This is a genomic window from Aeromonas sp. ASNIH4 (assembly GCF_002934425.1).
In the GTDB taxonomy this organism is placed as follows: domain Bacteria; phylum Pseudomonadota; class Gammaproteobacteria; order Enterobacterales; family Aeromonadaceae; genus Aeromonas; species Aeromonas hydrophila.
In genome coordinates, this window is sequence record NZ_CP026217.1 from 4,417,527 (window position 1) to 4,442,500 (window position 24,974).

The window sequence follows — 24,974 nt, forward strand, 5'->3', positions numbered from 1 at the left end:
CTCCTGCTATTGCCAGACAACGCGTAGTGTCAGAATATCAGCAGCGCGAGATGGCGTCCAAAGGGAAGCTGACCATCTGCTCAACGAGAGGTAATCGACAAGGATGCTGAACCCGGATCTGTTGATGGCGCTGCACTACTGCGCCGTGATCACCCTGACCGGAGCGATCACCTCCGAATATTTTCTGTTCCGTCGCGGCATGTCCATCGAGCAGGTGCGCAAGCTGCTGCTGGCCGACGGCTTGGCGGCGCTGGCCCTGCTGCTCATCTTCATCACCGGGGTGTTGCAGGTGCTTGCCCACCCAGACGAGCCCTCCGTGCTGCTCGCCAATCCGGGCTACCGCACCAAGCTGCTGCTGTTCTGCGTGATGGCCATCAGCTTTGGCTACCCCAGCCGCCTCTTCTACCGCTGGCGCCGCTCCCTGCGCCAGGGGCGCGCTCCCATGGTCTCCATCCAGCAGCAGTTCTGGGTGATCTGGATCCTGCGCGGCAACCTGCTGCTGCTCGCCCTCATCCCCCTGCTGGCCGGCATCGCCAACGGTTGAGCCGCACGAGCTGCGGCAAGGCCGTGGGATAACCGCTCACACTGCCAACCTCATCGACAGCTAAAGACAAATCCCCCGCGCACGGTTATCTTGGAGGCTGGAGTTTTGCGGCACGGCCCTGCCCGTCCGTCTTTCAGGGATGAATCTATGCGTTCGAACATGATGTTATTGATGGCCGCCGCCATCTGGGGGCTGGGCTTCGTGGCCCAGCGACTCGGGATGGACCACATGGGGCCTTACACCTTCAACGGCCTGCGCTTTCTGCTGGGGGCCGCCTCTCTGCTGCCGCTACTGTGGTGGCTCAAGTCCCGGCAACCCAAGGCCCAGCACGGTGATCGGCGTCTGCTGCTGACCGGCGGCCTCATCGCCGGTACCGTGCTGTTCAGCGCTGCCTCGCTGCAACAGGTGGGGCTGCTCTACACCACGGCAGCCAAGGCGGGTTTCATCACCGGTCTCTACATCATACTGGTGCCGGTGATCGGGCTCGCCCTGCGCCACAAGACGGGGGCCAATACCTGGGTTGGCGCCCTCATCGCCATGGCGGGGCTCTACTACCTCAGCGTCACCGAGGATTTCACCATCGGCTACGGCGACCTGCTGCAGGTGGTGGGCGCCCTGTTCTGGGCCGTACACCTGCTGGTGCTGGATCACTACTCGAGCCGGGTCGCCCCCATTCGCCTCGCCGGCGTTCAGTTCGTGGTGTGCGGCCTGCTCAGCCTGGGTACGGCGCTGGTCATCGAGACCCCCAGTCTGAGCGGCGCGGTGGCCGGCTGGCAGGCCCTGCTCTATGCCGGTCTGGTGTCGGTCGGGGTAGGTTACACCCTGCAGGTGGTAGGGCAGCGCGGCGCCCATCCGGCCCATGCCGCCATCATCCTCAGCCTGGAGACGGTGTTCGCCGCCATCGGTGGCGTGCTGTTGCTGGGGGAAACCCTCGACGAGCGTGCCATGGTGGGCTGCGCCCTGATGCTGGCAGGCATGCTGATCTCCCAGATCCGCCTGCGCTGGTGGTGGAAATCCCGGCGGGACAAGGTGCCGAGCCAGCCCTGATACAGCGGGCATGCCGGAACGCCAGTGACCCCAAACAAAACGAGGCGCCCAGGGCGCCTCGTTTTATGGCCGCACGCCTAGCGCACGCTGGAGCAGAAGCTCACGTCGTCGCGCAGGGGATCATTGCTCACGCTGTGGTAGAGCTCGAAGCAGGGGCCGCTGCCGAACTCCAGCCCGGCCGCGACTATGTCACCCACATGCTCCTGCCAGCGCGGTCCGTACTGGTTGCGATCGGTGATGAGGTAACGAGACTGGGCATAACGGCCGGCCGGGATGAGCTGGGTCTCCACCTCTCCCTCGCCCCGGGTCTGGGGCGGCACAGTGATGCCGATGTCGGTGCGGCACTGGGCCGGCGGCGTCACCTCCGGGTTGTCGTGGTAGATGAAGATCCACTCCCCGCCCTCCAGCCCGCGCGCAGCGGCCCACTGGTGCAGGCGGCCGCAGACGGCATCATAACCCTCGCCATAGGGACCGGTGACCCGCACATAGGCCAGGGTGCGGGCGTCCATCTCGACTGTTTTCATGGTGTTGCTCCTTGCTGATGAGTGGCCTTCAGCATAAGGGGACGGGCCATCCCATGCGTGTCCATCCTTGCTCTCCAGGTGTCCATTCTTGCTCTTGTCACTGCGAAACGCGCCCGGTGTGCAGCCATAGTAGCGACGAAAGGCCTTGGCAAACGCCTGGGAGCTGCCTAGCCCCGCCCCCAGCGCGATGGCGGTGATGCTGGCATCGGTGTAACAGAGCTGCCAGGCGGCCCGCTGCATGCGCAAGCGCCGGCACATCTCCCCCGGCGCCTCGCCCGCCACGGCGGTGAACACCCGATGAAAATGGTAGAGGGAGAGACAGGCCCGCTCCGCCAGCGCCTCGATGGAGAGATCCGGATCCTGCTCCAGCGCCCGCAGCACCGGGATGAGCCGGCGGCGGTAGTCGATCATGGCCGGATCCTCGCCATGTAGAGGGCATCCACGTACTCCCCCTGACGAAAGGCGTAGCCACGGGCCAGCCCCTCCTCGACGAAACCGAACTTGCGATAGAGCGCCAGTGCCCCCTGATTGTCGGTGTAGACGGTGAGCTCGACGCGTTGCAGGTTGAGCCAGTTGTCGGCCATCTCCAGCGCGGCCCCCAGCAAGGCGGAGCCCACCCCCTTGCCGGCCCAGTCATCCCGCACCCCCATGCCGATACAGGCCACGTGCTTGCGCCTGGGGTTGGGCTCCATATGCAGCGAGAGCTGGCCCACCAGCAGGCCATCGATCTCGGCCACCAACGCCACCACGCTGCCGCTCTCCAGCCGCTTCTGCCAGACGCCCAGGGTCGGATAGGGCAATTGCAGGGTGCCCGCCTGGGCGTTGGGCATGGCATAGAGATCCCGCAAGGCGGGGGCATCGGCCGGTTCGGCGTGACGAATGGTGATCTGCATCTGAGGCTCCTTCTCGAAAACCTCATCATGCAGCATCAGAAGGGTCCGGTCATCCCCCCAGCTCCACCCATTTGTGATGCCTATCAAAGGGCGAGGGAGGGCCCATTGGTTCCCTGGTTTTTCCTTGTTATAGACTCAAGGCTCACCAACAAGGAGAAGCACCATGAACGACAAGACCCTGCACAGTGCCAATGGCGCCCCCGTTGTCGACAACAACAACAGCCTCACCGCCGGCCCCCGCGGCCCGGTGCTGATGCAAGACATCTGGTTGATGGAAAAGTTGGCTCACTTCGATCGGGAACGGATCCCGGAGCGGGTGGTTCACGCTAAAGGCTCGGGCGCCTACGGCACCTTTACCGTGACCCATGACATCAGCGCCTTCAGCAAGGCCGACCTGTTCAATGCCGTCGGCAAGCAAACCCCGGTGTTCCTGCGCTTCTCCACCGTGGCCGGTGAGAAGGGAGCCGCCGACGCCGAGCGCGACGTGCGCGGCTTCGCCCTCAAGTTCTACACCGAGCAGGGCAACTGGGACCTGGTGGGCAACAACACCCCGGTGTTCTTCATTCGCGATCCGCTGAAATTCTCCGACTTCATCCACACCCAGAAGCGGGATCCGCGCACCAACCTGCGCAGCGCCACCGCCGCCTGGGACTTCTGGTCCCGCCATCCCGAATCCCTGCATCAGGTCACCATACTGTTCAGCGATCGCGGCATCCCCAAGAGCCTGCGCGAGATGAACGGCTACGGCAGCCACACCTTCAGTTTCATCAACGACGCCAACGAGCGCTTCTGGGTCAAGTTCCACTTCAAGACCGAGCAGGGCCACAGCTTCTACACCGATGAAGAGGCCGCCACCGCCGTCGGCCAGGATCGGGAGACCAGTCAGGCCGATCTGTTCAACGCCATCGAGCGGGGTGACTTCCCGCGCTGGAAGGTCTATGTGCAGGTGATGCCGGAGGCCGAAGCCCAGACCTACCAGATCCACCCGTTCGACCTCACCAAGGTGTGGCCGCACAGCGACTACCCGCTGATCCCGGTCGGCGTACTGGAGCTCAACAAGAACCCGGACAACTACTTCGCTCACGTAGAGCAGGCCGCCTTCACCCCGGCCAACGTGGTGCCCGGCATCGGCTTCTCGCCGGATCGCATGCTGCAGGGTCGCCTGTTCTCCTACGGTGACACCCAGCGCTATCGCCTCGGCGTCAACCACGGCCTGCTGCCGGTCAACGCCCCGCGCTGCCCGTTCCACCACGGTGCCCACCGCGACGGCGCCATGCGGGCCGACAGCAACGGTGGCGCCAGCCCCAACTACCAGCCGAACCGCTTCGGCACCCAGCAGCCGAGCGAGCAGCACGAGCCGGCGCTGAGCCTGGAAGGGGCCGCCCTGCACTACGATTTTCGCGACTACGACAGCGACTACTACAGCCAGCCGGGCAACCTGTTCCGGATCATGGACGAGGGGCAGCGCTCGCGCCTCGCTGCCAACCTGGCGCGCTCCCTGATCAACGTGGAGGATGACGCCATCGTCCAGGCCCAGCTCAAGCACTTCGAGCAGGCCGACCCCGAGTACGCCAAACGGGTCGAGCTGGCACTGGCCGCCCTGCAGCGCTAAGTCGCAGGCAGCCAACATCTGCAAAAGCAAAACGGGGGCCTGCTGGCCCCCGTTCTCGTCATAACGGTATTTGATAGATAAAAACGGAGCCCAAGGCTCCGTTTTCATTGCGGTATCCATCCCGAACGCAGCGCCCTCGCACTCTTCCCGCTCCCTTGCCAACAGGCGTTTGTACCACCCGTTACGGCAAGCATGCTGTGCATAGGCAGAGCGTCACTGTGATCGCCTGCGGTGATGAATAAAAAAACAGAGCCCAAGGCTCTGTTTTCACTGCTGTATCAATCCCGGACGGAACGCGCTTCGCGCTCTTCCCGCTCCCTTGCCAACAGGCGTTTGTACCACCAGCTACTGCGACGACGTTGTGCATTGGAAGAGCGACGAGCCATTTCTTAGGTTCCAGCCAAGAGAGGAAAAGAGCCGCATTATGCGATAGAGGTCACGTCCATGTCTTTAGCTGGATCAAGAAAAGCCTCACTGGCCGACGCTGATGGTACCGCTTTTCGTCGCCTTGCCGACCCCATCCGACACCCTTTGCGGCTCGCGCCAGGCCAGTGGCCCGTTGCTCTCCAGCTCGTTTTGCGGGGCGCACTCCAGCCAGCTGTCGCCCTGCTGGATCCTGGCACCCAGCGAATACTTCTGATCCTGATACCAGCAGACTCGCTCCGGCAGCGAGCCCAGCGGCAGCACCAGTTCGGCTCCCACTTCCGCCCGCTTCGGCTCTGCCGCCACGCCGGTGCCGGTCGCACCGCCCAACAGCGCCAGCAACAGCCAGCCACCTACCCTCTTGCCCAGATACATGATGTCTCTCCTTGCTCGATAGAAGGTTCAGGCGACCGGAAACGACACAAACTTGATTAATAAGCAGCGCCCTCGCTGGCATTCCCAAGCCAATATGATAGCCTGCCAGCGCCTGCTCATGCCCGTCAAAATAGGCGCAGGAAAACCCCGGTGGATTTGTCGGTTCTCGACGAATATAACCTTATTAATCAAATCGTTATTTGGATATTATCCCAATGCGTATCATGCCGTTGCTCCAGGCGGCCTGCCTGAGCCTGATGTTGTCCGCCTGCGTCGCCCCCCTGTTGATGATGAGCCCCACCAGCCAGCTGATGTGGGCCCTGCTCAAACCCCTGGTCGGCTTCGACCCCAATGAGGCCAACCTGTTTGAACAGCCGCTGATAAAGGACCGGATGACCAGCATCCTCGGCCCCAATTACGACAGCACCATGCAGTTGCTCAAGACCGCCAACGAGCTGCAGCAGGAAGGGCCGCTGTTCTACGTGGTCTCCCGCTACGCCCCCGTGCCGGACGTCGCCAAGCAGGCCGGCATGGTGTGGAACTCACAGACCAACCAGATGTCCGTCATGCTGCTCAAGGGGGACGGTACGCCCCAGGTCTTTGGCGAGAACCTGGCGGCCGGCGCCCCGAGCTGGCCAACCGAGATGCAGAACTGGCAGACGCAGGGCAATCCGGCGACCAGCGCGCTCGCCGGCGCCACCAACAGTCTGACCGGCTCGGCGAGCAAGAGCCTAACTGGCGCCGCCACCACCAGCTCGGTATTTGGCAGCGTGCTGGGTTCCCTGCAGCAGGGCGCCAGCAAGACCATGGCTGACACCACCAAGCAGGTCGTGAACGGCGCCGCTACCTCGGCTCAGCAACAGGCCGGCAAGGCGGTCAGCAGCACCACCGCCACCGTGCAGCAGCAGGCCACCAAGGCCGTGGCCGAGCCGGCTAAGCAGGCGGTCAGCAGTGCCACTACCACCGTGCAGCAGCAGGCCACCAAGGCCGTCACCGAGCCGGCCAAGCAAGCGGTCAGCAGCGCCACTGCCACCGTGCAGCAGCAGGCTACCAAGGCCGTCACCGAACCGGCCAAGCAGGCGGTCAGCAGCGCCACTGCCACCGCGCAGCAGCAGGCCAGCAAGGCCGTGACCGAACCGGCCAAGCAGGCGGTCAGCAGCGCCACTGCCACCGCAACGGATGCGGCCGCCAAGGCCGAGGCCGCGCGCGCCGCTGCCGAAGCTGAGATGGAAGCCCTGCTCAAGTAAGCCCCTCACCAGGCCATCGCAAGATGGCCTGGCTGTTTTCCGCCCCCCTCGCTCCCCACCACAACCCCTTGCTACCCACGCTACCGGGTGCGGGAAATCATGAACTTCTCGACATAGCCCCCTAAACTGGAAGGACGATTTGTTGCAAGGAGTGCTGCCATGTCGCGTCTGCTCAGCCTGATGATCTGCTGCTGTCTTGGCACAGCCCTGCCCGCCTCGGCGTTCACCTATTACTCCGAGCAGAACATGCCGTTCAACGGCCAGGATGAGCAGGGCAACAGCACCGGCCTGGCGGTGGAGCTGCTGCGGCTGATGTGGCAGGAGATGGGCGAGCCGGAGCAGCCCATCCACTTCATGCCCTGGGCCAAGGCCTGGTATCTGCTGACCCAGCAGCCGGATGCGGTGCTGTTTACCACAGCCCACACCCAAGCGCGGGATCCGCACTTTCTCTGGGTCTGCCCCATCAGCCACTCGCGGGTCTCGCTGGTAGGGCGCAAGCGGGATGCCCCCAAGGTGACCGGCAAGGCCGATCTGACCAAGCTGCAGATCGGGGTCATGCAGGCGGACGTAGGGGAGCAGCTGCTGCTCAACCGGGGCATCAGCCCCGCCAACCTGATGTCGGTGGAGCGCATGGATCAGGTGGTGCGCCAGCTCATCATGGCCCGCACCGATCTGGTGGCCGGCAACGAAGTCATGCTGTTCCACCAGGCAAGGCAGCTCGGCTTTTCGTCCGATACCTTCGTCACCGTCGCCACCTTGGCGGATCAGGACAACTGCTTCGCCTTCAACCCGGCGGCGGATAAACAGCAGGTCGCCCGCCTGCAGCAGGCGCTCGACAAGGTCAGACAGGGGGAGGCCTTCAAGCGGCTCATCGCCCGCTATCAGGATGTGGTGCAGTCACCGCCAGCGGATCACCTGCCCACGATCGAATAAACCCAAGATGCAAACAGGCCACCCGAAGGTGGCCTGTTTCATGGTGCGATCCGTTCACTGGAAGTGGTGGTCGTGATCGGACTTCTTGGTCTGGGCACTTTCGCTGTGCTCGATGGCGGTACGGATGAGGTCCACCCCGGCACGGATGATCAAGACCCCCATGTTGACCAGCTTGACGCAGACCCACATGAAGGTGATGAGCAGGATCAGCTTGAGCACGGTCTGGAACGCCTCCAGGAAGTTCTGCTCCAGCTGGCCGGTCAGGCCGCTGGCGCTGGTCATCAGCCAGGTGTAAACCTCGCGCACAAAGGGGATGCGGCTCGGCATCTCCAGCACGTCCAGCGCGGCAGGCAGGGCCTGGAAGATGACGATGCTGCCGAACAGGATCAGGATGACGCCGATGGCGATACCCAGAAAAAAGCCAAACTGTTTCATGGAAGGTCCCAAGGTTTGCTGCATGAAAATAACATAGCTGCCAATACTAGGGACTGCCTCTCCCCACGGCAATCCTTGCGCAGCCAGCCGGCCCCTCGTCAGGCCGCCCCAAGTAGGACAGCCCGACCGGAAACCATTGCCCAACTATCTGATTTCTGTGACGCTTGTGCCCATTCTCCCTCACTCGTCAGGCGGTCATGTCGCGCTACTGTTTTTTGCTGTTCTGTCTTCTGCTGGCGGGATTGCCCGCCCTGGCCGCGCCAAGCGCAGCCGTCTGCGTCGTCAAACATCAACAACAACTGTTGCTGGTACAGGACAGGGTTTCGTCCCGCTACAGCCTGACCGGCGGCTACATAGATGCGGGCGAGACGTCGCAGCAGGCGGCGCTGCGGGAGCTGTATGAAGAGACCGGCCTGCGGGGCCGGGTCATCGCCGAGCTGGGCTCATGGCAGCGCGCCTTGCTGTTTGCCTGCCAGACCCTGGAACCCATTCGCGCACAGACCGGTTCTGGCTTTGTCTCCCTGTTGCGGGCCCCCAATCTGGGCGGCGAGATCCTCAATGCCAGGCTGATCGCTCCGGCCCGATTGCCGGATGATCAACGCCGCTTTCCGGCGCAGCTCGACTGGCTGGCCCCCCAACTGGCCGCCATTCCCGACAGCCCCGTGCTGTGGCAGCCCGATTTTTGTGGCGAGGGCAATGCACTGCACCAAATGGAAGTGCCGCTGATCCACCAGCTGCAGACCTGGCTCGGTGCCCAGGTGCGCTGGCTCGAGGTCAGCAACCTGTTCGGTTCAGCCGCCTTTCAGCTTGCCCTGCTACCCTTGCTGCTGCCCTGGCTGGGCTGGCCCCGGGTGCGCCAGCTGCTGCTGGCCATGCTGACCCTCACCCTGCTGGTGCTGGTGGCCAAGGAGGGGATTGGCTGGCCCAGACCCTTCCACCTCGATCCCGCGCTGGCACAAGGCAGCGCCCAGGGCTTCGGCATGCCGAGCGGCCACGCCGCCTCGGCGCTGCTGTTCTGGGGCGTATTGCTCAGAGGGTACTGGCCCGCCAACCCCTGGCGCAGCATCGCCCTGGCCCTGCTGCTGGCCACCCTGACCGGGCTGGCCCGGGTCTGGCTCGGAGTTCACTTCCTGTCAGATGTGGCGGCAGGCCTGCTGCTTGGCGCCTTGCTGCTGGCCCTGCATCCCCGCCTCGCCAACCTGGCGGCCAAGTCGTGGAGCTGGGCCGGGCTCACCTTCGCCTGCGCGCTGGCCGCCGGGTGGAGCCAATCCTCGGCGCTAGCGGGCCTGGCCACCTTCAGCCTGGGGCTGACCCTCGGCATGCTGTTGCCGCTGCCGCGCACGACGCAGACCGGCTGGCGTACCCCGCTGCTGGCGCTGCTCGGCGGCCTGCCGCTGGGGGCGCTCTGGTGGGCGCTGCAGCTCTGGCTGACCAGCTCCTGGCTTATCCTGCTCGGCCAGTGGCTGCTTTATTGTTGCCTGGGGCTCTGGTTGAGCGCCGGCCTCTGGTGGATACTCTCACTCGTGAATAATGACCCGCTACCCAAGGGCCCAGGCCCTGACAAGGGATTGCTATGAATATGAAAAAAGTGGATTTGGCCAAGATAACCCTGGGAGTGCTGTTTCTCAGCCTCCTCATCGTCTCCTGCTTCATGGTGCTGCGCCCCTTCCTGCCCGCCCTGGTGTGGGCCACCATGATCACCATCGCCACCTGGCCGCTGATGCTGATGGTGCAGCGCCTGCTGTGGGGCAAGCGCGCCCTGGCGGCCCTCAGCATGACCCTGGTACTGCTGCTGATGTTCGTCATCCCGCTGTTCATGGCGCTGGCCAACGTGGCGGAGAAGGCGCCCATGCTGATTGAGCTCGGCACCACCATCAGCCACTCCCCGCCTCCCGAGCTGCTCTGGTTGCAGCAGGTGCCGCTGGTAGGCGGCAAGCTCTATGACTTCTGGCAGCAAATTCTGGCGAGCGGTGGCCAGGTGCTGTTCGCCAAGCTGGCCCCCTATTTTGGCCAGACCGCCCGCTGGCTCGCCTCCCAGGCGGGCAACCTGGGGCTGCTGTTCGTCCACTTCCTGCTGACTGTCGGCATCTGCGGCCTGCTCTACCACTCGGGTGAAGTGGTGGCGACCGGCATTCGCCGCTTTGCCCACCGGCTGGCCGGTGAGCGCGGCGACAACGCCACAGTGCTGGCCTCCCAGGCGATCCGCGCCGTGGCCATGGGGGTCGTGGTGACCGCGCTGGTGCAATCCTCGGTGGCAGGGCTGGGTCTGCTGATTGCCGGCATCCCCTACACCATGATCCTGGTGGTGGTGATGTTCCTGCTGATCGTCGCCCAGATCGGCCCCTTCCCGGTGCTGCTGGCCTGTGTCGGCTACCTCTACTGGAGCGGCGACACCACCTGGGGCACCTTCCTGCTGGTCTGGTCGCTGCTGGCGGGCACCATGGACAACTTCCTGCGCCCCTTCCTGATCAAGCGCGGCGCCGACCTGCCGCTCATCCTCATTCTGGTGGGGGTTATCGGTGGCTTGCTGGCGATGGGGATCATCGGCCTCTTTATCGGCCCCGTGGTGCTGGCGGTGGGTTACACCCTGCTGGATGCCTGGATCAAGGAAGATGACCAACCGGCGACTGCGGCGGTGGAACCGCCCAAGGCCGAGTGACGGATCAGTAACAAGACGATTCAGCCATCCATAGCTGATACAAAGAGCCACCCATAAGGGCGGCTCTTTTGTGCATGGCGCTCGTGATTTATCGCGATAGCATCAGGTTTGATAATTCGTTCCAACCTGCATACCCCACATATTACCACCTCATGCAGGTTCGCTTAGCGAAACGTAATCGGACGTTCGAGATGCCGCTGTCCCGTAGTTTCCGTGAGTCAACGGCATCTGTCAGAGGGAAAATGGGAGTGGCCGTTATAGCGGGGGAATCGATTTATGCGAACGTCAGATTACACCTTGCGGCTAATCGAATCTACGGGCTAGTTAGATTTTTCTAAAGACAGGGATACTGACCATCACTGTCAATAAAATAAACCTGAGTCAGGTACCAGCGACCATCCTTATTAATTAAATGGTATTCATAAACAGGCGTGTAGTAAGGTTGAAGCAGCTCAGTGCGAATTGTAGCACTGTTGCCATTTAGCTGTGTTAATATGATTCTTTCATTATGTGGATCATGAGACGGCTCTGAACCATACGCAACCGGTTCCCCTTTGAACTCTGGGAGAGTATATTTTCTTAGTAGCTTTTTATATGATTTTTCTATTAGCTCCATAGATTTAATTGGTTCGTGATTAGAATCTATTCTTATGGCGTAATTATTCCATGAAAAATAATCGGCTTGGAAGGATTTCACTAAAGCCTCTGGCTTTTCCGCTCCATTTACATTTTGGCTCAACGAGAATAGCCATAGAAGTAGGGGGATTAGACGTTTCATTTGTTCCCTAATGTTAAATTAGGGGGCGCGCAGTAGGCGCGTCCCGCTTTAATGATTAGTTGGGCGTTACTTGCCGAGTATTCTTTTCCACCAAGGAAAGGGCTTCTTGATAGCGGATGGTGGGACGGTTGGATCAAACTCCCAATCGTCCTCAGAGATAAATAGATTACCATCGCTGTCCTGAATTTTGGCGTTCAGATGCTGCGCAATCTGGAGCATCTTCCGATACAACACGGTATCTGGCCACTTAGTCGAAATGTTTCCTCCAAACCAGTTAAGCCATAGGTCTTCGTATTTTGACTGTCCATTCAAGCGGACGAAGTAGTCGCCATTATCGGGGAAAAACTGGAGTTCTGAGTCAGTGTTAACATAAATACGCCATTCTTCTGCTCGAATTTCATACCCTTTGTTTTCGGCAAAATGATTGGCGCGTGTAATATGTAGTTCTATTCCCATGACTCACTTCCGTAATTGTGACGGCAATGTTTTAGATCAGAATGCGGCCCACCATGGCCGTTGCAATTGCTGCTAATGATTAGGTTTAAATATACTAGCCACCGTATCTACAGACTTGGATTTCGGTCTCGATATTCAGCCTCCCAGTAACAGCACATATTTATCTCGGCAAACTCCACATACTTTTCCAGTTTATGTGCCCGATTAAAAAGTCGTTTAAGAACAATGAGTGAATGACATTTTAGTGACCAATATTAATTGGCAGCCAGCAAGCCTATTTTATTCCTGAAACTCCCACGGGATTTTATTTTTGAACTGTTTAATTGCTTGTTCGACAAGCTCGAGATCGAGCTCCTTTTTATAAAAGGTCACCTCTCTGGTCTTTTTATTGTCATCTCGAAAAATTTCAAGAAGCATGTCGCCACCAGAATAAATCTCTATTCCGATCCCATCTCGACCAGAGCCAACATCACTCGCCACAATACACTGTTCGATCTTGGAATATTCATCCATGCTCATTACCTTGCGATCCCACATAGTGGTGATTAAAGGAAAGGTGGTACTAACAACCTCATATTATCCCTTCCATAAAATACCAAGGCACTCGTATAACCGCTACGAAAATCCATTTAAAATCATCATATTCTCGGTCTGACTCTGGAGCTGAACCTATTCACTTAGCATCATCTTTGGCTCTGTTTACTCCTGAGCAAAAATACACCCCCAGAGCGGCAATTGAAAGCACCACCCAGCCTCAACTTCTTGAATAGCTCGGGAGTGTGATCGAGGTGATACCCCATATGCCGTAGTGGGTCAACATTTATGGCGGTGAGTAAGTAGTTCGTGGTTAACAAAAATGTGTGTGGATAAATAACCCGGGGCATGGCAACGCCCCGGGTTATCAGTCGGTAGGGAAGGCTCAGGCTGGCTGGTGGAGGGTTATGCAGTGAATACCGCCGCCACCGGCGGCCACCGGATCGATATTGATCTGCACGATGTCGCGGCCGGGGTAGAGGCGGGCCAGCAGCTCGTGGCAGTAGCTGTCGGCGGCCTTGTCGCCAAACTCGGGGGCGATCACCGCGCCATTGATCGGCAGATAGTTGATGTAGCCAGCGGCAAAATCTCGGCTGCGGCTGAAACGGTTGTCCCGCCCGTCCAGCGGGGGCGGCAGCACATGCAGATCCAGCTTGTTGCCGTCGGCATCGGTGGCCTGCTTGAGGATGGCCAGGTGCCGGCGGGTCACCTCGTAGTCGTGGGACTGCGGATCATTGTCCAGATTGACCACCACCACCCCGGGGCGCACGAAGCGGGCGTAGAAATCGACGTGGGCATCTGTGATGTCCTTGCCCTTGATGCCGGGCAGCCAGATGATTTTTCGCAGCCCCAGATTGGCCTTCAGCTCCGCCTCCAGTTGCGCCTTGCTCACCCCCGGATTGCGGTTGCTGTTAAGCCAGCAGCTCTCGGTCAGGATGGCGGTGCCGTTGCCATCCACCTCGATGCCGCCCCCCTCGCCGGTCAGCTTGCTCTGCAGATAACGGACGTTGGCCTGCTGGCTGACCAGCTCGGCGACGCCGGCATCCTGTTCGTGCTCCTGCTTGTCACCCCAGCCGTTGAAGTTGAAATCCACCAGCCCCAGCTCCCCCTCCTCGTTCTGAACGAAGACGCCGCCGGTATCCCGCAGCCAGATGTCGTCCAGCTCGGCGACGACAAAGCGAGTGTTCTGCTCGCCGCATAGCTGGCGGGCCAGCGCCTGTTCGGCTTCGCGGCAGAGCACGTTCACCTGGGTATAGGGCACCATGGCCTGCACCAGTCGGCCTATGGTGGCCTGCACCGCCGGATAGTCGCCGCCCCAGATGGCCTCGCTGGCGGCAAACGCCACCCAAACCCGGGTCTGAAACGTCGACTCTTCCGGCATGTAGAAGCGGGCGTCTGCCGAGCTGGTGACGGTTGCGGCGGCCTTGGCCTTTGGCAGCGTACCCAGCCCGACCAAGGCGCCGAGGGCGGCCAGCTGTTTCAGAACATGGCGACGGGATGACATGAGATGACTCCTGTGAAAACGGGCTCGAACTTGAGCGTCCGGGCCCAACAAAAGGGGGATCAAAAACAAGCGCTGTTAATCGAATCACGCTGAGTAATAGACTATCCGTTGCATGGATGGTGAACAAACGATCGATTTTCCGTAAAAGTGATAAGTGGAGCTAATCAATGGTGTTCAAACAGTGGCCCCCGCTCAACGTGCTGCGGGGCTTTGAGGCGGCGGCCCGGCTCGGCAGTTTTCATCAGGCGGCGCAGGCGCTGCACCTGACCCAGTCCGCCATCAGCCAGCAGATCCGCTCGCTGGAGGAGCTGCTCGGCCAGCCGCTGTTTCACCGGCAGGGGCGCTCGGTCACCCTCACCGATGCGGGGCAAGATCTGCTGGAGACCACCCAGAGCGTGCTGCTGCAGCTGGCGATGGGGATCCAGCGGCTGGAGCAGTACCGCAAGCCCAACCAGCTGGTGCTCAACACCAGCACCGCCCTCGCCCGCCACTGGCTGCTGCCGCGGCTGGGGGCGTTTCATCGCGCCCATCCCGAGGTCGATCTCTGGCTGTTCACCAGCGACGAAGAACCCGACATGGCCGAGCAGACCATCGATCTCGCCCTGCGCTGGGAGCTGGCTCCCCAGGCCGAGTGCCGCCACCAGCTGCTGCTGGCAGACCGTCTGCTGCCGGTGGCTGCCCCCGCCGTGCTGGCGCTACCTGCGACAGAGCGCACCACCCTGCACGGGGAGCGGGAGCTGGACTGGCACCACTGGACCCTCAAGGGCGGAGAGGAGCTGCAGCTGCAGACCCGGGGCCTCAACTTCTCCGATCCCGGCCTCTTGCTGGACGCTGCCTGCCAGGGGCTCGGCATCGCCCTGGTGAGCGAGCGGCTCTCCCGTCCCGCTCGTCAGCAGGGGCTGCTGTTGCCGCTCTCTACTCACAGGGTCAAGGGGCCGCAGTGGCATCTGCTGGTGCATCAGGAGAGCGAGATCATGCCGGAGTGCCGCGCCTTCTGCCGCTGGCTTGAGTTGCAATTTGCCGACCCCGATCCTGCCGAGGATGGTTTGCCATCCCTCTGAGGCAGGTCACTGAATCGGGCCGGCAAGGGTGGTTAAATGGGCGTTCGTCTCTTTGCCGGATCTTGTCGTGTCCATCCTGTCCGCCTCCATGCCGCCAGCCCGGGCCTGGCCTGACTATCTGCAAGCCTCCTGGCTGCGCTGCGCCCACCAGACCAGCGCCACCCTCTGGCATCCGCCCCACAACGCCAAGGGGCAGACCTTGCAGAGCCTGCGCCAGCGCAAGCGCGACCTGCTCACCACCGGCGAGATGGCGCTCGAGGATCTCTACGAATTCATGGAGGGGCGCCCCTGCGCCCTGCTGCTCACCGACGAGAGCGGCTGCCTGCTGGCGCGCACCGGCCACCCCGACACCCTGGCGGAGCTGGAAGCGCTCGGCTTCGGCCCCGGCGCCTTTTTCAGCGAAGGGCGGATCGGCACCAATGCCATCAACCTGGCCGCGCTGGAGGGGATGCCGCTCTGCGTCAGCGGTGCCCAGCACTTCAACCAGACCCTCCACCCCTGGCACTGCTGTGCCAGCCCGGTCTACAACAGCAACGGCCGTCAGGTCGCCATCATGGCGCTGACCTGCAAGGTGGAAGAGGCGAGCGCCGGCGATCTGGCGCTCACCGTCAGCGCCGGGCGCGAGCTGGCCCACCTGCTGCAGATGGAGACCCTGATGCAGGAGTCCCAGCACCACCTGAGCGAGCTCTACGCCCTGCTGGACGGCATGGATGATGGCGTGCTGGCCTGGGATCCCCAGGGTCGGCTGCGCTACCTCAACGCCCTGGCGGCCAGACGGCTGCGGCTCGACCCGGATCTCTGCCTCGGCCAACCGCTGGAGCAGCACCTGCTGCTGCCCCAGCGGTTGCAGCTCGCCATCAAGGGGCAGACCACCCTGAGCCACGTGGAGGTAACGCTGGAGCGGGTGGGCAGGCAGGAGGCGGAGTTCATCAATGCGCTGGTGAGCCTCAAGCCGCTGCCCGGGCCGGACGGCGTCAGCTTTATCGTGCTGCTGCACCCGGTCGATCGGCTGCGGGCCATCCATCAGCTGCGCCAGACGGTGCCCGAGCTGTCGGCGCTGGTGGGCGAATCGAGCGCCATGCGCAAGCTGCTGCGTTACGCCCGGCAGGCGGCCCAAAGCCCGGGCCCCATACTGCTGCGCGGCGAGGAGGAGGTGGGGAAGGCCCAGTTGGCGGAGGCGATCCACTTCGGCAGCGAGCAGGCCGCCGGCCCGCTCGTCACCCTCAACTGCCAGGCGCTGCCGAGCGAGCGGATGGCGCTGGAGCTGATGGGCTCTGACGAAGCGGGACAGGAGCGGGCCGGCAAGTTCGAACTGGCCCACGGCGGCACCCTGGTGCTGGAGCAGGTGGAGTGCCTCTCCCCTCCCATGCAGGCGGCGCTGCTGCAACTGCTCAAGACCGGCCGCCTCCAGCGCTTCGACTCGGCCCGCATCCTGCCGCTCAAGGTAAGGATCATCGCTACCAGCAGCGCCGCGCTGGAGCAGAAGGTGCAGGAGGGGCACTTCGGCCGTCAGCTGCTCTATGCGTTGCAGGCGTGCGAACTGTGGCTGCCGAGCCTGCGCGAGCGCACTGCCGATCTGCCCGGCCTCATCAGCCAACAGCTCGGGGCGCAGGGGCGCGAGCCGGGGCGCCAGTTCAGCCCGGCGGCCCTCGACTGCCTGCTTGCCTACCCCTGGCCCGGCAACCTGGGGGAGCTGCGCAGTGCCATCGAGCATGCCCTGCTTCACTCCAGCCAATCACAGATCCCGCCCGAGGCACTGCCGGCCGCCATTCGTCACGGCCATCAACTGGTGGCGGACGAGGTGGTGGGACAACCGCTGCTCACCCTGGCCGAGTTGGAACGTCAGGCTATCCTGCGCTGCGCCCACGCCTGCAAGGGGCAGGTCAGCCAGATGGCCCAACAACTGGGGATCGGCCGCACCACCCTCTGGCGACGGCTGAAGCTGCTCGAGATCGATCCCGCCGACTATCACGGCTGACGGCGATCCGAGCTGCTGCCAACAGGCCCGCTGCAAACGAAAAGGCCCCGCAGATGCGGGGCCGTTTTTATATGGCAAGGTCAGCCGTGGCGCGGTTACAGCCCCAGCTGGTGGGCGGTGACGATGGCCGCCAGCACGTCCTCGGCGGTGACCTTGAACGGCATGTTGTGGATGGTCTCCCCTTCCGCAGTGGAGGCCTTGGCCACGTCCATCAGGCGCGCCATGTCCAGCTCCTTGACCCCCATCATATGCAGGTTGGTGGGCAGGCCGATCGAGCGGCAGAAACCCAGCACGGTTTCGATCTCCGCCATCGGCGCGTTCTCCAGCACCAGCTGCACCAGGGTACCGAACGCCACTTTCTCACCGTGATAGAGGTGATGACATTCGGCCAGCTGAGTCAGGCCGTTGTGAACGGCGTGGGCGGCGGCCAGCCCGCTGCTCTCGAAGCCGATACCGCTCAGATAGGTGTTGGCCTCGATGATGTTCTCCACCGCCTTGGTGCAGAGCCCCTGCTCCACCGCCAGCTTGGCCTTGTAGCCATCGGCCAGCAGGGTCTTGTAGCAGAGCTCGGCGATGGCCTGCGCCGCCAGGGTGGAGGCGCCACCGGCCATGGTCTGGCAACCGGAGACCTTGTTGGCGCGCGCCTCGAAGTAGGTGGAGAGCGCATCCCCCATGCCGGAGACCAGCAGCCGCACCGGGGCACGGGCAACCACGCCGGTATCCATGATGACCATGTTGGGGTTGGTCGGGATCATCAGGTACTCGCTGAACTGCCCCTCCGGGGTGTAGATGACCGCCAGCGCGCTGGTGGGGGCATCGGTGGAGGCGATGGTCGGCACTATGACCACCGGCACCTGCTGGTAGAAGGCGACCGACTTGGCGGTATCCAGCGTCTTGCCACCGCCGATGCCGATGATGACGTCAAACGGGGTCTGCTTGCAGCGAGCCAGCAGGCGATCTATTTCGGGGCGGGAGCACTCGCCGTTGAAGCAGTCAAATTCGGGCTGGATGCCTGCCCCGTGGAAGCTGGTGGCCACGGTATCGCCAACCAGCTTGGTGACGAAGGCGTCGGCCAGGATCAGCGGCTTGGCGCCGAGCGCCTTGACGTAGTTGCCGATGTTGGCGAGGGCCCCGTTGCCTTGCACGTATTTGCTGGGGCTGATGATGATGCGGTCCATATTTTATCCCTCTCTCTAGTTCATAAGACATCTTTTGAAACTAACAGGGGCGAAGGGGCGGCAATGCCGGGGACTCCTTCGTCTTGAATGGGGCTGCACCGGCTCAGCGAGCGAGTGCAGCGCCTTGAAACAGTGGCGTCAGTCGCCGAAGCGCTCCGCAGCCAGCTGCTGGAAGCAGGCCAAGGCGGCCTCGGCATCCTCCCCGCGTGCCAGCAGGGTGAGCTGGTCACCCTGACGCACGTTGAGCATGGTGAGCCGGGTCAGGCTGCGGGGGTTAGCCTCTTTCTCCTCCTTTTGCAGCCTGAGTTCTGCGGCAAAAGGCTTGAGTGCCGCCACCAGGCGGGCGGCAGGGCGCACGTGCAGGCCGTGGGGGTTGTCCACCACCACCTCGCAGCGCAGCCAGCCGTCGTCGGGCGCAGGAGCGGCCTCGACATCCTGCGGCTCCGCCTTGCCCGGCAGCATCGCCTGTTTCGGGCCCAGCGCGCCGAGCGCCTCGGCGGCCACCTCGTCCAGCGTCAGGCCGGATCCGGCCGCCACCACGGCAGCCAGGGTGCCCTCGACCAGCGGGGCGGGGCAGAGCCGTACCCGGGCACTCAGCTGCGGGGGCAACAGCTCGAGGGCGGTCTCGGCGCTGAGCAGGGCGCTGCCCAGATCCATCAGTACCAGCACGCCGCTGCCGTCGTCCGCTTCTTCAATCGCACTCATCACAGCGATGGCGTCGGTGCCGATGGGGTGGTCGGGGTCATCGACCCCGGCCGCCAGCAACAGCTTCGCCGGGCTGCCCAGCTGGTCGGCCAGCGCTTTCAAGCCGGTTGCCAGCATGGCGCTGTGAGAGACCACTACGATTCCGATCATGTCACAACCTCGCTCTGTCACGCAGGGCGGTCAGCAGCAGCAGGGTCGAGGTGGCCCCGGCATCCTGATGGCCGATGCTGCGCTCGCCAAGATAGCTGGCGCGCCCCTTGCGGGCCTGCATCTGGATGGTGGCCTCGGTGCCGGCGGCAGCGGCCGCCACCGCCTTGTCCAGCGCCTCGGGCAGCGGCAAGCCTTGCTGTTCCGCCTGCTGCAGGGCGGCCAGGGCTGGCCACCAGGCGTCACACATGGTCTTGTCACCCGGCTCGGCACGGCCGCGCGAGACGATCCCCTCCACCCCGTCGCTCAGCATCTTGCCGAGCTGGCCGAGGGTCAGGCTCTGGCAGGCATCGCTGCTGGCCGCGGCCCGGATGAAGAAGGTGCCGTAGAGCGGGCCGCTGGCGCCGCCGACCGAGGAGAGCAGGGTCATGCCGGTGGTTTTCAGTACCTGACCGATGTCTTTGTCCGCCACTGCCGGCAGCTTCTCGGCCACCTTGGTAAAGCCGCGCTGCATGTTTAGGCCGTGGTCGCCGTCGCCGATGTCGGTATCCAGCGCCGTGAGGTAGTCACGCTGCTCGGTGAAGATATGCTCGCAGTCGAGCAGCCAGTTGACGATCTGATGTTTGCTTAGCATGGGTATGAAGACTCCTTAGCAGCCGCGGCGCAAGGCCGGGGTGTGAACGGGGGCATCCCACAGGGTCATCAGCTCGTCATCCACCTTGAGCAAGGTGATGGAGATGCCGGTCATGTCGAGGGAGGTGCAGTAGGGGCCGATCAGGTTGCGCACCAGATGGATGCCCGCCTCTTCGCACAGGGTAGCAAGACGGCCATAGACGCCGTAGAGCTCGGAGATGGGAGTGCCGCCCAGGCTGTTGACCAGTGCGATGACGCGATCGCCCTTGTTGAACGGCTCGATGAAGGTGTGCTCCTCCTGCCAGCTGCCGGAGGCTCTGTCCCAGTGACGCAGGGTACGGCCATAGGGAGTGTTGTCCGCCAGTTCATTGAACATGTCACCCACCAGGGTGTCGAGATTGGTGAAGGGACGGCGCGCTATGCCCGGCTCGCCATGGATGCCCACGCCAAACTCCATCTCGTTGTCCGCCAGGGTGAAGGAGGGCTTGCCGGCGGCCGGCACGGTACAGGCGTGGGTAGCGACGCCTATGGTGCGGCTCTGGTTGTTGATGCGGCGGGCCAGCGCCTCGCAGCGCGCCAGATCGTAACCCGCCTCGGCGGCAGCACCGACCAGCTTCTCGCACAGCACGGTCGTGGCGACACCACGACGGCCGGCGGTATAGAGGCTGTCTTTGACCGCCACATCGTCATCGATCAGGGCAAAACCCACCTTGACCCCGTCACCGTGCAGCAGCTCGACCGCGGTCTCGAAGTTGAGCACGTCGCCGGTGTAGTTCTTCACCAGAAACAGCACGCCGGCACCGCCGTCGACCGCCTGGCCGCACTCATACATCTGATCCGGGGTCGGCGAGGTAAAGATCTCGCCGGGGCAGGCACCATCCAGCATTCCCTTGCCCACCAGACCGCCGTGCATCGGCTCGTGGCCGCTGCCACCGCCGGAGACCAGCGCCACCTTGCCCATCACGGGGGAGTCGGCACGGGTGATGTAGTGTGGCTCGATACGGACCTTGAGCTCGGGGTGGGCGGCCGCCATCCCCATCAGTTGTTCACGGACCACGGCATCGACGGCATTGATCAGTTTCTTCATGGCTCACTCCTTGGCTTGCCACCACACGGGTAGGCAGATGGTTGATGGAGCCAGTCTAACGACAGAAAACAGGATAAAAATAACCGGGAGTTTGGTTCGGATTTGAAACAGCAGAAGGGTGGCCGGCGTTTCAATCTGAAACAGTGCGGAGCCAATATGAGGAAAACTGTTAGCCGTCTCACAGCCAACAAAAAGGGCCCCCGCAGGAGCCCTTCACGTAAACCGGGAGCCTTAGATGGCCCAACCACCGGCATAGAAGATCACCAGTGCCACGGCAATGATCACGGTACCGATATTGAGCTTCTTCCACTCGGCGGCAAACAGACGACCGACGACCAGCGCCACGAAGCCCAGCATGATGCCGGTAACGATGTTGCAGGTGAGCACGATGAAGACAGCGCACAGCATGCCGGAGAGCGCATCGACCGAGTCGTTGAAGTCCAGCTTGGTGACGTTGCCCAGCATCAGCAGGCCGACGTACATCAGCGCAGGCGCGGTGGCGTAGGCCGGTACCAAATAGCTCAGCGGCGAGAGGAAGATCATCAGCAGGAACAGCACGCCGACCAGGGCGGCGGTCAGACCGGTCTTGCCGCCGGCGGCGGTGCCGGCGGCGGATTCGATGTAGACGGCAGCCGGTGCACCACCGACGGCGCCCGCCACCATGCTGCTGACGGAGTCGGCAGTCAGCGCCTTGCCGCCGCTGATGATGTGGCCACGCTCGTTGATGAGACCCGCCTGACCGGCCACGGCACGGATGGTGCCGGTAGCATCAAACACGGCGGTCATCACCAGCGCCAAGACGGTCGGGATCACCACCGGATTGAGGGCGCCCAGCAGATCCATGCTGCCTACCAGGGAGCCTTTCTCGCCAGTCAGGCTCGGCATGGCGAAGAAGCCCTGCCAGGTCACTTTCGGATCGAACACAAGGCCGAGAATGGAGATGGCGATGATCACCATCAGGATGCCGCCCGGCACTTTGCGACGCTCCAGACCGAAGATGGCGGCCAGACCCAGCACCGTCATGATGACCGGGAAGGCCGTCACTTCACCCAGCTGAACCGGCAGACCGGCGCCTTCGTTCTTGATCACCATGCCGACGCCGTTGGTGGCGATCAGCAGCAGGAACAGACCGATGCCGATGCCGGTGCCGTGGGCGATGCCGGAGGGCAGGTTGTCCAGGATCCACTGGCGCACGCCGGTGACGCTGATCAGGGTGAACAGAACCCCCATCAGGAAGATGGCGCCCAGCGCCACCGGGATGCTCAGTCCCTGCCCCAGCACCAGGCTGAAGGCGGTAAAGGCGGTGAGGGAGATGGCACAACCGATGGCCATCGGCAGCTTGGCCCACAGGCCCATCAGCAGAGAGCCGAAGGCGGCGATCAAGCAGGTGGCGACAAACACCGGTCCCTGTTCAAAACCGGCAGCGCCCAGCATGTTCGGCACCACTATGATGCTGTAAACCATGGCCAAAAAGGTGGTCAACCCGGCCAGCAACTCCTGGCGCACGCTGCTGCCGCGCGCAGAAATGGAAAAATAAGAGTCCAAAAAGCCGCCGTTCCCTGATTGGGCGGCCATATCTTGCTTTGCCATAACTTGTCCTGAAAGTGTGAAGGAAATCGTTTGCTTTCGTGGCGCGCAAAATAGCAAGAATTTGTCGGAATTGCAGCGAATTCCCTGACTTTTTCATCAAAATGGTCGTAATCGTTCTCGTTCGGACACGGATTTGCTTGCCTGCCTGTCACGGATCTCACCTTTACCCATCAGGCTCGCTCCTATACTGCAGAGAACCACTCGCACTGCCAGACGGGAGATACCCATGCACACGCGCAATCTGCTGAACGATATTCCCTCGCCACTGCCTACCGAACTCTTTCAGGATCTGGTCAGCACCAACCACCTGCGGATCGAACGCATCCTATCCCGCGGTCATCACACCGCCCCGGGTGAATGGTACGATCAGGATGAACATGAGTGGATCCTGGTGGTACAGGGGGAAGCCAGCCTGCTGTTCATCGACCCGCAGACCCAGCAACAGCAGCTGGTACAACTGGGCCCGGGCGATCACATCAATATTCCGGCCCGCCAAAAACACAGGGTGGAATGGACCCATCCCGACATGACCACCGTCTGGCTTTGCGTGTTTTACTGAGCCGCGTGAGGGGAAAAGAGGCAATTCGGGAAAAGTTAAACGAAAAAAAGCCCAGTCGTTAGACTGGGCTTCTTAAGTAGTGGCGGAGCGGACGGGACTCGAACCCGCGACCCCCGGCGTGACAGGCCGGTATTCTAACCGACTGAACTACCGCTCCGCTGTCTGGTTAGCTTTTTGCTAAATTGTTTGCCGCTTCAATGAGGTGTCATCCTCGCAGCCGGCTATGTGATTCGTCACATCACCGTTTAATTGGGTGCCTGGCAGTGTCCTACTCTCGCATGGCGAATGCCACACTACCATCGGCGCTACCGCGTTTCACTTCTGAGTTCGGCATGGGTTCAGGTGGTTCCACGGCGCTATGGCCGCCAGGCAAATTCTTCAATCTAAGAAAGCTGATTTTGTTGTTCGTTCTCGGTATCTGCTACAAGCCTTAGAACACTTCTTGGGTGTTGTATGGTTAAGCCTCACGGGTAATTAGTATGGGTTAGCTCAACACGTCGCCGCGCTTACACACCCCACCTATCAACGTTGTGGTCTCCAACGGCCCTTTAGGACCCTCAAGGGGTCAGGGATGACTCATCTCAGGGCTCGCTTCCCGCTTAGATGCTTTCAGCGGTTATCGATTCCGAACTTAGCTACCGGGCAGTGCCACTGGCGTGACAACCCGAACACCAGAGGTTCGTTCACTCCGGTCCTCTCGTACTAGGAGCAACTCCCTTCAATCATCCAACGCCCACGGCAGATAGGGACCGAACTGTCTCACGACGTTCTGAACCCAGCTCGCGTACCACTTTAAATGGCGAACAGCCATACCCTTGGGACCGACTTCAGCCCCAGGATGTGATGAGCCGACATCGAGGTGCCAAACACCGCCGTCGATATGAACTCTTGGGCGGTATCAGCCTGTTATCCCCGGAGTACCTTTTATCCGTTGAGCGATGGCCCTTCCATTCAGAACCACCGGATCACTATGACCTACTTTCGTACCTGCTCGACCTGTCCGTCTCGCAGTTAAGCTGGCTTATGCCATTGCACTAACCTCCTGATGTCCGACCAGGATTAGCCAACCTTCGTGCTCCTCCGTTACTCTTTGGGAGGAGACCGCCCCAGTCAAACTACCCACCAGGCACTGTCCGCGACCCAGATTCATGGGCCTGCGTTAGAACATCAAACATACAAGGGTGGTATTTCAAGGACGGCTCCAGCGCAACTGGCGTCACGCCTTCAAAGCCTCCCACCTATCCTACACATGTAGGTTCAATGTTCAGTGCCAAGCTGTAGTAAAGGTTCACGGGGTCTTTCCGTCTAGCCGCGGGTACACCGCATCTTCACGGCGAATTCGATTTCACTGAGTCTCGGGTGGAGACAGCATGGCCATGGTTACACCATTCGTGCAGGTCGGAACTTACCCGACAAGGAATTTCGCTACCTTAGGACCGTTATAGTTACGGCCGCCGTTTACCGGGGCTTCGATCAAGAGCTTCGCTTGCGCTAACCCCATCAATTAACCTTCCGGCACCGGGCAGGTGTCACACCCTATACGTCCACTTTCGTGTTTGCAGAGTGCTGTGTTTTTGATAAACAGTCCCAGCCATCTGGTCACTGCGACTCCCAACTGCTCCATCCGCAAGGGACTTCACTGTCAAGAGCGAACCTTCTCCCGAAGTTACGGTTCTATTTTGCCTAGTTCCTTCACCCGAGTTCTCTCAAGCGCCTTGGTATTCTCTACCCGACCACCTGTGTCGGTTTGGGGTACGATGACTTGTAATCTGAAGCTTAGAGGCTTTTCCTGGAAGCAGGGCATCAATGGCTTCCGCACCGTAGTGCGTTCGTCTCGTGTCTCAGTGTTGTGTCTCCGGATTTGCCTAGAAACACCACCTACGCACTTTCACCAGGACAACCGTCGCCTGGCCCACCTAGCCTTCTCCGTCCCCCCATCGCAATTACAAGTCGTGCAGGAATATTAACCTGCTTCCCATCGACTACGCCTTTCGGCCTCGCCTTAGGGGTCGACTCACCCTGCCCCGATTAACGTTGGACAGGAACCCTTGGTCTTCCGGCGAGGAGGCTTT

The 24,974-nt window shown here is 61.8% G+C and carries 23 protein-coding genes, 1 tRNA gene and 2 rRNA genes (1 of these 26 only partly in view); 10 read left to right on the top strand and 16 right to left on the bottom strand.

Going from position 1 to position 24,974, the window contains the following annotated elements; all coding sequences use genetic code 11:
- The first annotated feature begins 103 nt into the window (after positions 1 to 103).
- Together C2U40_RS20680 and C2U40_RS20685 are read left to right on the top strand one after the other, a co-directional pair.
- A complete protein-coding gene (locus tag C2U40_RS20680) occupies positions 104 to 544 on the top strand; it encodes a DUF2214 family protein (protein ID WP_011707672.1) in 441 nt (146 codons plus the stop codon).
- A gap of 147 nt (positions 545 to 691) precedes the next feature.
- Positions 692 to 1,591: a DMT family transporter gene (locus C2U40_RS20685; RefSeq protein WP_103827994.1), complete on the top strand. Its 900-nt coding sequence runs from the start codon at positions 692 to 694 to the stop codon at positions 1,589 to 1,591.
- A 77-nt stretch (positions 1,592 to 1,668) separates the two neighbouring features.
- Here C2U40_RS20685 and C2U40_RS20690 read toward each other — a convergent pair whose 3' ends face one another.
- Together C2U40_RS20690 and C2U40_RS20695 are read right to left on the bottom strand one after the other, a co-directional pair.
- Positions 1,669 to 2,526, bottom strand: a complete 858-nt coding sequence (locus C2U40_RS20690) for an AraC family transcriptional regulator (RefSeq protein ID WP_073352041.1) — start codon at positions 2,524 to 2,526, stop codon at positions 1,669 to 1,671.
- Positions 2,523 to 3,008, bottom strand: coding sequence for a GNAT family N-acetyltransferase (locus tag C2U40_RS20695; RefSeq protein WP_103827993.1), 486 nt, complete (start codon positions 3,006 to 3,008; stop codon positions 2,523 to 2,525). The genes C2U40_RS20690 and C2U40_RS20695 overlap by 4 nt, the downstream gene beginning before the upstream one ends.
- Positions 3,009 to 3,171: 163 nt before the next feature.
- Here C2U40_RS20695 and C2U40_RS20700 point away from each other — a divergent pair, with 163 nt between their 5' ends.
- The gene (locus C2U40_RS20700) at positions 3,172 to 4,620 is read left to right on the top strand and encodes a catalase (RefSeq protein ID WP_103827992.1); all 1,449 of its coding nucleotides are present in this window, start codon (positions 3,172 to 3,174) and stop codon (positions 4,618 to 4,620) included.
- Between the two features lie 471 nt (positions 4,621 to 5,091).
- Here C2U40_RS20700 and C2U40_RS20705 read toward each other — a convergent pair whose 3' ends face one another.
- Positions 5,092 to 5,418: a YnjH family protein gene (locus tag C2U40_RS20705; protein ID WP_103827991.1), complete on the bottom strand. Its 327-nt coding sequence runs from the start codon at positions 5,416 to 5,418 to the stop codon at positions 5,092 to 5,094.
- Between the two features lie 215 nt (positions 5,419 to 5,633).
- Between C2U40_RS20705 and C2U40_RS20710 the strand changes: the two genes are divergently transcribed.
- Positions 5,634 to 6,665, top strand: a complete 1,032-nt coding sequence (locus C2U40_RS20710) for a hypothetical protein (protein WP_103827990.1) — start codon at positions 5,634 to 5,636, stop codon at positions 6,663 to 6,665.
- A gap of 159 nt (positions 6,666 to 6,824) precedes the next feature.
- Entirely contained in the window at positions 6,825 to 7,598 is a 774-nt protein-coding gene (locus C2U40_RS20715; protein ID WP_011707679.1) for a substrate-binding periplasmic protein, read from the top strand.
- Between the two features lie 54 nt (positions 7,599 to 7,652).
- On the opposite strand, the gene C2U40_RS20720 is transcribed toward C2U40_RS20715, so the two are convergent.
- On the bottom strand, positions 7,653 to 8,033 hold the full coding sequence (locus C2U40_RS20720; RefSeq protein WP_024946339.1) for a hypothetical protein: 381 nt from the start codon (positions 8,031 to 8,033) through the stop codon (positions 7,653 to 7,655).
- A 197-nt stretch (positions 8,034 to 8,230) separates the two neighbouring features.
- Between C2U40_RS20720 and C2U40_RS20725 the strand changes: the two genes are divergently transcribed.
- Positions 8,231 to 9,610 (top strand): phosphatase PAP2 family protein, encoded by a 1,380-nt coding sequence (locus tag C2U40_RS20725; RefSeq protein ID WP_103827989.1) that lies wholly within the window; start codon positions 8,231 to 8,233, stop codon positions 9,608 to 9,610.
- A complete protein-coding gene (gene ydiK, locus C2U40_RS20730; RefSeq protein ID WP_181014820.1) occupies positions 9,607 to 10,692 on the top strand; it encodes an AI-2E family transporter YdiK in 1,086 nt (361 codons plus the stop codon). The genes C2U40_RS20725 and ydiK overlap by 4 nt, the downstream gene beginning before the upstream one ends.
- A 334-nt stretch (positions 10,693 to 11,026) precedes the next feature.
- Here the strand turns inward: ydiK and C2U40_RS20740 are convergent, their stop codons facing one another.
- The 4 genes from C2U40_RS20740 to C2U40_RS20755 form a co-directional block, all read right to left on the bottom strand.
- Positions 11,027 to 11,470, bottom strand: coding sequence for a hypothetical protein (locus C2U40_RS20740; RefSeq protein ID WP_199773225.1), 444 nt, complete (start codon positions 11,468 to 11,470; stop codon positions 11,027 to 11,029).
- Between the two features lie 66 nt (positions 11,471 to 11,536).
- Positions 11,537 to 11,926 carry a hypothetical protein gene (locus tag C2U40_RS20745; RefSeq protein ID WP_103827986.1) on the bottom strand — a complete coding sequence of 130 codons (390 nt, stop codon included), beginning with the start codon at positions 11,924 to 11,926 and terminating at the stop codon, positions 11,537 to 11,539.
- 279 nt (positions 11,927 to 12,205) lie between these two features.
- Positions 12,206 to 12,439, bottom strand: a complete 234-nt coding sequence (locus tag C2U40_RS20750) for a hypothetical protein (RefSeq protein WP_103827985.1) — start codon at positions 12,437 to 12,439, stop codon at positions 12,206 to 12,208.
- A gap of 406 nt (positions 12,440 to 12,845) precedes the next feature.
- The gene (locus C2U40_RS20755) at positions 12,846 to 13,964 is read right to left on the bottom strand and encodes an agmatine deiminase family protein (protein ID WP_103827984.1); all 1,119 of its coding nucleotides are present in this window, start codon (positions 13,962 to 13,964) and stop codon (positions 12,846 to 12,848) included.
- 167 nt (positions 13,965 to 14,131) lie between these two features.
- On the opposite strand from C2U40_RS20755, the gene C2U40_RS20760 reads away from it, so the two are divergent.
- Both C2U40_RS20760 and dhaR read left to right on the top strand, forming a co-directional pair.
- Positions 14,132 to 15,025: a LysR family transcriptional regulator gene (locus C2U40_RS20760; protein ID WP_103827983.1), complete on the top strand. Its 894-nt coding sequence runs from the start codon at positions 14,132 to 14,134 to the stop codon at positions 15,023 to 15,025.
- 67 nt (positions 15,026 to 15,092) lie between these two features.
- Complete coding sequence (dhaR, locus tag C2U40_RS20765) at positions 15,093 to 17,003, top strand: dihydroxyacetone kinase operon transcriptional regulator DhaR (RefSeq protein ID WP_181014819.1); 1,911 nt, start codon at positions 15,093 to 15,095, stop codon at positions 17,001 to 17,003.
- A gap of 95 nt (positions 17,004 to 17,098) precedes the next feature.
- Here dhaR and C2U40_RS20770 read toward each other — a convergent pair whose 3' ends face one another.
- The 5 genes from C2U40_RS20770 to C2U40_RS20790 form a co-directional block, all read right to left on the bottom strand.
- On the bottom strand, positions 17,099 to 18,181 hold the full coding sequence (locus C2U40_RS20770; protein WP_024946333.1) for a glycerol dehydrogenase: 1,083 nt from the start codon (positions 18,179 to 18,181) through the stop codon (positions 17,099 to 17,101).
- 138 nt (positions 18,182 to 18,319) lie between these two features.
- Positions 18,320 to 19,036: a dihydroxyacetone kinase phosphoryl donor subunit DhaM gene (dhaM, locus tag C2U40_RS20775; RefSeq protein ID WP_103827982.1), complete on the bottom strand. Its 717-nt coding sequence runs from the start codon at positions 19,034 to 19,036 to the stop codon at positions 18,320 to 18,322.
- Between the two features lies 1 nt (position 19,037).
- A complete protein-coding gene (gene dhaL / locus C2U40_RS20780) occupies positions 19,038 to 19,667 on the bottom strand; it encodes a dihydroxyacetone kinase subunit DhaL (protein WP_016352257.1) in 630 nt (209 codons plus the stop codon).
- Positions 19,668 to 19,682: 15 nt separating this feature from the next.
- Positions 19,683 to 20,753 (bottom strand): dihydroxyacetone kinase subunit DhaK, encoded by a 1,071-nt coding sequence (gene dhaK, locus C2U40_RS20785; RefSeq protein WP_045525822.1) that lies wholly within the window; start codon positions 20,751 to 20,753, stop codon positions 19,683 to 19,685.
- A gap of 231 nt (positions 20,754 to 20,984) precedes the next feature.
- On the bottom strand, positions 20,985 to 22,343 hold the full coding sequence (locus C2U40_RS20790) for an NCS2 family permease (RefSeq protein WP_016352259.1): 1,359 nt from the start codon (positions 22,341 to 22,343) through the stop codon (positions 20,985 to 20,987).
- Between the two features lie 226 nt (positions 22,344 to 22,569).
- On the opposite strand from C2U40_RS20790, the gene C2U40_RS20795 reads away from it, so the two are divergent.
- Positions 22,570 to 22,902 (top strand): cupin domain-containing protein, encoded by a 333-nt coding sequence (locus tag C2U40_RS20795; protein ID WP_011707692.1) that lies wholly within the window; start codon positions 22,570 to 22,572, stop codon positions 22,900 to 22,902.
- A gap of 80 nt (positions 22,903 to 22,982) precedes the next feature.
- Here the strand turns inward: C2U40_RS20795 and C2U40_RS20800 are convergent.
- The 3 genes from C2U40_RS20800 to C2U40_RS20810 all read right to left on the bottom strand — a co-directional run.
- Positions 22,983 to 23,059 (bottom strand) — tRNA-Asp (locus tag C2U40_RS20800).
- 98 nt (positions 23,060 to 23,157) lie between these two features.
- Positions 23,158 to 23,272: ribosomal RNA gene (gene rrf / locus C2U40_RS20805) — 5S ribosomal RNA — on the bottom strand.
- Positions 23,273 to 23,355: 83 nt separating this feature from the next.
- Positions 23,356 to 24,974: ribosomal RNA gene (locus tag C2U40_RS20810) — 23S ribosomal RNA — on the bottom strand (it continues 1,270 nt past the right edge of the window).

Coding starts and splice junctions, on each gene's coding strand:
- C2U40_RS20720 (WP_024946339.1), bottom strand. CDS start 8,033: ATGAAACAGTTTGGCTTTTTTCTGGGTATCGCCATCGGCGTCATCCTG.
- dhaM (WP_103827982.1), bottom strand. CDS start 19,036: ATGATCGGAATCGTAGTGGTCTCTCACAGCGCCATGCTGGCAACCGGC.
- C2U40_RS20770 (WP_024946333.1), bottom strand. CDS start 18,181: ATGGACCGCATCATCATCAGCCCCAGCAAATACGTGCAAGGCAACGGG.
- dhaL (WP_016352257.1), bottom strand. CDS start 19,667: ATGCTAAGCAAACATCAGATCGTCAACTGGCTGCTCGACTGCGAGCAT.
- C2U40_RS20750 (WP_103827985.1), bottom strand. CDS start 12,439: ATGGATGAATATTCCAAGATCGAACAGTGTATTGTGGCGAGTGATGTT.
- C2U40_RS20705 (WP_103827991.1), bottom strand. CDS start 5,418: ATGTATCTGGGCAAGAGGGTAGGTGGCTGGCTGTTGCTGGCGCTGTTG.
- C2U40_RS20795 (WP_011707692.1), top strand. CDS start 22,570: ATGCACACGCGCAATCTGCTGAACGATATTCCCTCGCCACTGCCTACC.
- C2U40_RS20755 (WP_103827984.1), bottom strand. CDS start 13,964: ATGTCATCCCGTCGCCATGTTCTGAAACAGCTGGCCGCCCTCGGCGCC.
- C2U40_RS20685 (WP_103827994.1), top strand. CDS start 692: ATGCGTTCGAACATGATGTTATTGATGGCCGCCGCCATCTGGGGGCTG.
- C2U40_RS20715 (WP_011707679.1), top strand. CDS start 6,825: ATGTCGCGTCTGCTCAGCCTGATGATCTGCTGCTGTCTTGGCACAGCC.
- C2U40_RS20745 (WP_103827986.1), bottom strand. CDS start 11,926: ATGGGAATAGAACTACATATTACACGCGCCAATCATTTTGCCGAAAAC.
- C2U40_RS20760 (WP_103827983.1), top strand. CDS start 14,132: ATGGTGTTCAAACAGTGGCCCCCGCTCAACGTGCTGCGGGGCTTTGAG.
- C2U40_RS20740 (WP_199773225.1), bottom strand. CDS start 11,470: ATGAAACGTCTAATCCCCCTACTTCTATGGCTATTCTCGTTGAGCCAA.
- ydiK (WP_181014820.1), top strand. CDS start 9,607: ATGAATATGAAAAAAGTGGATTTGGCCAAGATAACCCTGGGAGTGCTG.
- C2U40_RS20710 (WP_103827990.1), top strand. CDS start 5,634: ATGCGTATCATGCCGTTGCTCCAGGCGGCCTGCCTGAGCCTGATGTTG.
- C2U40_RS20680 (WP_011707672.1), top strand. CDS start 104: ATGCTGAACCCGGATCTGTTGATGGCGCTGCACTACTGCGCCGTGATC.
- dhaK (WP_045525822.1), bottom strand. CDS start 20,753: ATGAAGAAACTGATCAATGCCGTCGATGCCGTGGTCCGTGAACAACTG.
- C2U40_RS20790 (WP_016352259.1), bottom strand. CDS start 22,343: ATGGCAAAGCAAGATATGGCCGCCCAATCAGGGAACGGCGGCTTTTTG.
- C2U40_RS20700 (WP_103827992.1), top strand. CDS start 3,172: ATGAACGACAAGACCCTGCACAGTGCCAATGGCGCCCCCGTTGTCGAC.
- C2U40_RS20690 (WP_073352041.1), bottom strand. CDS start 2,526: ATGATCGACTACCGCCGCCGGCTCATCCCGGTGCTGCGGGCGCTGGAG.
- C2U40_RS20695 (WP_103827993.1), bottom strand. CDS start 3,008: ATGCAGATCACCATTCGTCACGCCGAACCGGCCGATGCCCCCGCCTTG.
- C2U40_RS20725 (WP_103827989.1), top strand. CDS start 8,231: ATGTCGCGCTACTGTTTTTTGCTGTTCTGTCTTCTGCTGGCGGGATTG.